The organism is Pseudomonas sp. EZ-C24 (assembly GCF_014525325.1).
Classification (GTDB): Bacteria; Pseudomonadota; Gammaproteobacteria; order Pseudomonadales; family Pseudomonadaceae; genus Aquipseudomonas; species Aquipseudomonas shirazensis.
This window is the reverse complement of sequence record NZ_JACDIU010000013.1, coordinates 201,281-207,379: the sequence shown is the minus strand read 5'-3', so window position 1 is coordinate 207,379 and position 6,099 is coordinate 201,281. Positions and strand designations below refer to the sequence as shown.

The following is a 6,099-nucleotide window of genomic DNA, read 5'->3' as shown; positions in this document are numbered from 1 at the left end:
CGGCCTAGTATTAGTCTGCTTGCTTAGTACCCCCAATATGACTAATAGTTTGGTATTGCCATCGGAGGCACCAGCATGCGCGCACGTTTCGTCGTGGTTTCGGCTTTACCGATCAAGGAATATCACTACCGCAGAGCGGTAGGATTTTGTACCGCGCCGTCGTGCAACGGCTTTGACTTGTATGACACTGTCGCCAAGTTGCGTTTGCCCCCCACCTACGCCAAGCGCGCAGACGCCCAGGCGGAATGCGCCAGGCGCAACGAAACCGCCTGCGCTTGAGCCAATCAGGCCATCAGGGCAGGCAGCGCACGGGCCATCAAGGCTGAAGCGCTGGGGCTGAGTTGAGTCTTTTTAAGCGCAACGCGCTTGACCCATTTGCAGGCGACAATCTCGTTGCCGGGTGCGGGTTTGGCACCCTGGAACAGTTGCGTGGTAAAGATGTGATGGAGCACGCTGCCCTCTTCCAGGGTGCATAACTCCAGCAGTGCTTCGCAGTCGAGCCCAGTCTCCTCGCTCATCTCCCTTGCAGCCGCCTGAACCGGTAGCTCGCCCTGCTCGATCGCGCCGCCAGGAAAATTCCATTTGCCTCCCGACTTGCGTACCAGCAGCACATTGCCTTCACGCAGGCAAATGACCGTGGCGCGGGCGCGAAGCTTAGCGGAGCCTGGCACAGGCCCCTCCAGCTTGCAGCAAATCGGTGAATGAAGCGGCTGAATCAATCATGGCAAAAACCCATCATGTAGATGGCCTATTGAGTCAGTTGTAGCTCAATTGGTTCGCCTCGTATGACTCAGCACCATCATCTGCTCTGCGCAGCATGCAGACCTGCGACGTAACCGAAGGTCATGGCCGGCCCGAGGTTGATCCCGCCTGACGGATACATGCCGCCCATGATGCTGGCCATATCACTGCCCACTGCATACAGACCTGCAATAGCCACGCCTGCGCTGTTCAGCACCTGCGCGTTGCCGTTGGTTTTCAACCCGGCAAAGGTGCCGAAGCTGCCAGGGCGGACCTTGACCGCATAGAACGGGCCATGCTCGATCGGTGCCACGCACGGGTTGCCCTTTGTCACCAGCGGGTCACCCTGCTTGCGGTTATAGGCACTAAGCCCACGGCCAAACTCCGGGTCCTCACCCTTGCAGGCATGTTCATTGAAGCTGCGCACGGTTTCGAGCAAGCCTGCCGGGTCGATCCCGCAGGCTTTCGCCAGCCCCTCGAGGGTGGCGCAGCGTTGCAGATAGCCGCTGCGCACCGACGGCCCAACCGGCAGTGGGAACGGCCGCGAATAGCCAAGACCGAAGCGGCGCTGGAAGCGATGATCGCAAATCAGCCAGGACGCAACCTCCTCACCTGCTGGCGCGGCAGCCACCATGGCTGCGGTGTAGTCGTAGTAACCGTCAGCCTCGTTGACGAAGCGCTTGCCGTTGGACAGCACGCCGATCAATCCCGGCTTGGCCCGGTCGATGATATGCGGGAAGTGGCCGCTGCTGCCGTCCGCATGGCGCACCAGCGACACCGGCGCCCAGGCCGCCGCTGAAGCAACGTCGAGTTCGAGCACGCCACCAACCGCCTCGCCCAGCGAAATACCATCGCCGCTGCACTGAACCGGCGGCAGGGCCAGGTGATCTTCAGGGGCCGATGTGCGCGGGAACAGCGCTTGCCGGCGCTGCAGATCGTTGGGGAAGCCACCGGCAGCCAGCACCACCCCGCACCGCGCATGAATCTCGGTGGGCCCAGCAGGCGTCTCGACCAGCGCGCCGATCACTCTGCCCTGCTCCTGCAGCAAGCGCTGCGCCGGCGCCGACTCGATCAGCGTCACGCCCAGGTCTTCGGCTGACTTGGCCAGCCGGCCTACCAGTGCCACGCCATTGACCAGGTGCATGGCCCGGCCATGCACGGCCAGGTCGCGCAGGTGCCGGAGCATACGCTTGCTGACGTGCAGCAGTGACTTGAACGAGCGGGTCATGCTGAGGAATGCCGACAGGTCAGCACCGGCCATGATCGGCATGCCCATGAACGAGGTCTCGCGCATGGTCTTGCGCATGCGCTTGATCAGCGGGCCCATGGCGCGCGCGTCATACGGGGCGGCGATCACCTGATGTCCCTGCGTCGCCGCGCCCGGCAAGTGCCCGTGAATATCCGGGATGCCATTGCCATCGGCCCATTGCAGCGCAGTGTTCTCTTCAAAAAACGCGACCATCTTCGGCGCATTGTCGAGAAACGCATCAACCCGCTCGGCGTTGTAGCGGTCGCCGAGCTGGTGTTTGAGGTAAGTGCGTGGTTGTTGCGGGTCGTCATGGATACCGGCGCGTTTGGCCAGCGGATTGCCCGGCACCCACAACCAGCCACCGGACCACGCCGTAGCGCCGCCAAAGGATGAGTGTTTCTCTACAACAATGACCTTCAGCCCCTGCGCCGCAGCAGTGACTGCCGCCGCCAGCCCGGAGGCTCCCGAACCAATCACCAGCAGGTCGCAGTCCAGACGTCGCATGCTCATGCCTGGCCCCCCGGAGTGAGGCTTAGAGCGGTCAGGCCTGGGCTCATCAAGGCTGGCGAGCCTGGTATCAACTGCTGGATCTCTGCCACCGCGGCGATCAGCGCCGGCGCGATCTGGTGCAGCCGTGCCTCGCCAAGGCGAAAGACCGGCCCGGCAACGCTGACCACGCCGATCACCTCGTGGGTGACCGGATGATGCAATGCCACTGCGATGGCCGACATCCAGTCGGCAAAGGTCTGTACAGCCAGCGCGTATCCTTGCTCGCGCGTGGCCTGAATATTGGTCAGCAGCGCTTCCACCGTCTGTGGTGCGTTCGGACCATAATTCTGCACTTGCCCCAGGCCCTGCCTGAGAATCAGGGCCAGGGCCTGCTTGTCGGTCATGCTCGCCAACCACGCATAGCCACTGGCTGAACAGGACAGCCTGGCCTCCATGCCCATGTCCGGGTCATAGCGCAGCCCGGAACGTGCGCCTTGCGCACGGGCAACCCAGGTCAGGCGCTGCTCGTCCACCACCGACAGCCGCACCAGCTCGCCGACCTCGGCCGCAAGCCGGTTGAGCACCGGTTGCACAGCATCGATCGTGCCGTCGGCGGCCAGGTGAGTAAACGCCAGCGCCTGCAGTTTGGAGGTCAGCACATAAGTGCCGCGCTCGTGCTCCTGCCGGGCATAGCCGGTGTCGCACAAAGTGCTCAGCAGCCTGTGGGTGGCGCTGCGGGGGATCTGCAGTTGCTCGGAAATGTCCGTCAGCGAGCTGCCCTCGGCGCTGCTGGCGAGCAGTTCCAGCACCGCAAGCCCGCGATCGAAGAGGCCTGCGTAGGGTGGTTCTGCGGTGCTTGCGACGTTGCTCATCAAGGTCTCCTGGTCCCGGGCTACATAAGTCAGCCCAAATGGATTTTCTATGGTTGGAAAACTATTCCAGCAATGCAGGAGGGTCAATCAAAGGGCAGCGTTAAGCGGATTAATGAGGGCGATTATCGAACGAAAGCGCCGCTTGGGCGCGCTTTTCAGGTAGTCCTCAGGGAAGAATTTGATTACAACTGGAACTCGATTCTAACCGGTGCACACCAGACCAGCGCCGCTACACCATTAGAGAGCCAAGCATGAGCGACCAGATATTCTCCCTTGCTGCCCTGACCGTACTTGAGCTGTCCCCGCCCGATATGGTCGAGGTTGCAGCGCGCGCCGGCTATAGCCATGTGGGCCTGCGCCTGGAGCCTGCAACCCCTGAAGAGCAGCACTTCCCGCTGGTAGCCGATGCGCAGCTACGGCGCCAGACCCTTCAGCGCCTGCGCGACACCGGGACCAAGGTGCTGGATATCGAGATCCTGCGGCTCAAGCCAGACACCCAGGTGCAGGCGTTTCTGCCCGTGCTGGAGGCCGGCGCCGAATTTGAAGCAAGCGACCTGCTGATTGCCGGCAACGATCCGGACCCAGTGCGCACGGCCGACAATTTCGCCGCGCTGTGCGAGCTGGCCCTACCCTTCGGTATCCATGTCAATCTGGAGTTCATGCCCTGGACCGATGTGCGCAACCTGGCCGAGGCCTGGCACATCGTCGAGCAGGCTGGACGCAGCAACGGCGCGGTGTTGGTCGATGCCTTCCACTTCGATCGCTCAGGCTCGTCGCTGCAAGCACTCGCTGCCGCCAGCGCAACTGCGCCGCAGCGTCTGCGCTACGCCCAGCTGTGCGACGTGGTGGGCCCACGGCCTGCGGAGATGGCCGAGATCCTGCGCCAGGCTCGCCAGGAACGACGCTTCCCAGGGGATGGCGATTGTGACCTGCACGGTTTGCTCAGGGCACTGCCGAGCGGTATCCCGCTGAGCCTGGAGATCCCCACCCGGCAACTGATGGAGCAAGGCGTCAGTGCCTATGACCGCGCCAGACTGGCATTGGACAAGGCACGCGAGGTGCTCGCCAGCCTGCGCTGAAATTGACGCCAAGCCTGGGCTGCCGGCGGTCAACGCTTACTACGAGCGGTTGAGCACGCGGGAAGGTTTTCGCTCGCATGGGCGTAACGGCACACCGTGATCCTGCCCTGCACTCACTGCGCGGATGGTACCGCAGCCCGCGCGTGGTGCAGCAGGTTGGTCAGGTGCAGGCGCATGGCTGCACGCGCTACGTCGGCGTCCTTGCGGGCAATCGCAGCGTAGATCTGCTCACGTTCGCGCACTTGCAGCGTGCGCAACTCGCTCTCTACCGCCCGCGCTGGCGGCGCAGCACTCATCAAGGTGCTGCCGACATGGTTCATGGCATCGATGAAGAAGCTGTTGCCGGTGCACAGGGCGATCTGCAAGTCGAATTCAAAGTCGATACGGGTGCTCTGCGCACCTAGCTGCTGCAGGTCATTGGCTTCGTCCAGGGCGGCGCGAATCGTCGCCAACTGACGAGGGCTCGCGCACTGGGCGGCGATCGCAGCAGCCTCCACTTCAAGGCTCAAGCGCAGTTCGATGATCGCTACGACATCGTAGGCACTGCCCTGCTGTGGCTTGCTCTCGTGAAACTGGGCAGGTCGCATACTGTCGACGACAAAAGTGCCGATGCCGCGGCGAGTTTCTACCAGGCCCTCGGCCTGCAACCGCGACATCGCTTCGCGGACCACCGTGCGGCTGACTTTGCGCTGTTCGGTGAACGCCTGTTCGGTGGGCAGTTTGCTACCCGGCGGCAGCTCGCCGGCGAGGATCTGCCGGGAAAGGTCAAGTACCAGTTGCTGGGCCAGGCTCACGCGTCGGTCAGGGGCAGCAGGGGCCATTGCTTGGATCCATTGAAATCAGACGATGGCAGCATTATACCCGCTGCTTTGCCGTGGAAACCCTTTATAATGGCGATTGTTCACACGCGAGCAGAACAATGCCGGATCAAACTTCAACCGCCCCGCAAAAGCCACGCCGCCTAGCCGAGTCGCTGGTCGAACGCTTCGCTCAGCGCATGCGCGACGGCACCCTCAAACGTGGCGACAAATTGCCCACCGAAGCCTCCATCATGGCCAGCGAAGGCGTCAGCCGTTCGGTGGTGCGCGAAGCCTTGTCGCGGATGCAGGCGGCCGGTCTGGTCGATACCCAGCACGGTGTCGGCACTTTTGTCCTCGACATGCCGGCGCCCGAAGGTTTCAACGTCGGGCCCGCCACCATCGTCCTGTTGACCGATGTGCTCGATCTGCTCGAGTTCCGCCTGAGCCTTGAAGTGCAAGCCGCCGGCATGGCTGCCGAACGCGCGTCGGCGCAAGCGCTGGAGGAGTTGCAGCAGGCGTTGCAGGCGTTGCTGCAGGGGCCGGAGAAGTCAGGCAGCACCACCAATGCCGATTTTCAGTTCCACCTGAAAATCGCCAAGGCGGCAGGCAACCATTACCTGATCGACATAATGAAACACCTGGGCACCAAGATGATCCCGCGCACCCGGATGAACTCCGCTTACACCGGGCAGAGCAACCGCAGCACCTACCTGGCCGGGATCAACGCCGAACATCAGCAGATCTTCGACGCGATTGCCAGCCGCCAGGTGGATGCCGCGCGCGCGGCGATGTTCCTGCACCTGAGCAACAGCCGCATGCGCCTGCGCGAGGCGCAGCAGGTTCAGGCGTTCTACAGCGAGTAAGCAGAT

7 protein-coding genes and 1 pseudogene are annotated in these 6,099 nt (G+C 62.9%); 4 read left to right on the top strand and 4 right to left on the bottom strand.

Annotation, left to right across the window (positions count from 1 at the left end; translation table 11 throughout):
* Window positions 1-75: 75 nt before the first annotated feature.
* Window positions 76-279: a hypothetical protein gene (locus tag IDM28_RS09115; RefSeq protein WP_188035756.1), complete on the top strand. Its 204-nt coding sequence runs from the start codon at window positions 76-78 to the stop codon at window positions 277-279.
* Between the two features lie 5 nt (window positions 280-284).
* Here IDM28_RS09115 and IDM28_RS09110 read toward each other — a convergent pair whose 3' ends face one another.
* The 3 genes from IDM28_RS09110 to IDM28_RS09100 all read right to left on the bottom strand — a co-directional run bounded on the left by IDM28_RS09110 (window position 285) and on the right by IDM28_RS09100 (window position 3,351).
* Window positions 285-671: an NUDIX hydrolase gene (locus IDM28_RS09110; protein WP_188035755.1), complete on the bottom strand. Its 387-nt coding sequence runs from the start codon at window positions 669-671 to the stop codon at window positions 285-287.
* A gap of 128 nt (window positions 672-799) precedes the next feature.
* On the bottom strand, window positions 800-2,500 hold the full coding sequence (locus IDM28_RS09105) for an FAD-dependent oxidoreductase (protein WP_188035754.1): 1,701 nt from the start codon (window positions 2,498-2,500) through the stop codon (window positions 800-802).
* Window positions 2,497-3,351, bottom strand: a complete 855-nt coding sequence (locus tag IDM28_RS09100; RefSeq protein ID WP_188035753.1) for an IclR family transcriptional regulator — start codon at window positions 3,349-3,351, stop codon at window positions 2,497-2,499. Before IDM28_RS09100 ends, IDM28_RS09105 begins: the two co-directional genes overlap by 4 nt.
* A gap of 251 nt (window positions 3,352-3,602) precedes the next feature.
* Between IDM28_RS09100 and IDM28_RS09095 the strand changes: the two genes are divergently transcribed.
* Together IDM28_RS09095 and IDM28_RS23825 are read left to right on the top strand one after the other, a co-directional pair.
* On the top strand, window positions 3,603-4,430 hold the full coding sequence (locus tag IDM28_RS09095) for a sugar phosphate isomerase/epimerase family protein (RefSeq protein ID WP_150569524.1): 828 nt from the start codon (window positions 3,603-3,605) through the stop codon (window positions 4,428-4,430).
* A gap of 13 nt (window positions 4,431-4,443) precedes the next feature.
* Window positions 4,444-4,530 (top strand): annotated as a pseudogene (locus tag IDM28_RS23825) (glutathione S-transferase); the annotation flags it as partial.
* A gap of 13 nt (window positions 4,531-4,543) precedes the next feature.
* Here IDM28_RS23825 and IDM28_RS09090 read toward each other — a convergent pair.
* Complete coding sequence (locus IDM28_RS09090; protein ID WP_101318636.1) at window positions 4,544-5,251, bottom strand: FadR/GntR family transcriptional regulator; 708 nt, start codon at window positions 5,249-5,251, stop codon at window positions 4,544-4,546.
* 98 nt (window positions 5,252-5,349) lie between these two features.
* Between IDM28_RS09090 and IDM28_RS09085 the strand changes: the two genes are divergently transcribed.
* On the top strand, window positions 5,350-6,093 hold the full coding sequence (locus IDM28_RS09085) for a FadR/GntR family transcriptional regulator (protein WP_101318634.1): 744 nt from the start codon (window positions 5,350-5,352) through the stop codon (window positions 6,091-6,093).
* The last annotated feature ends 6 nt before the right edge of the window (window positions 6,094-6,099 follow it).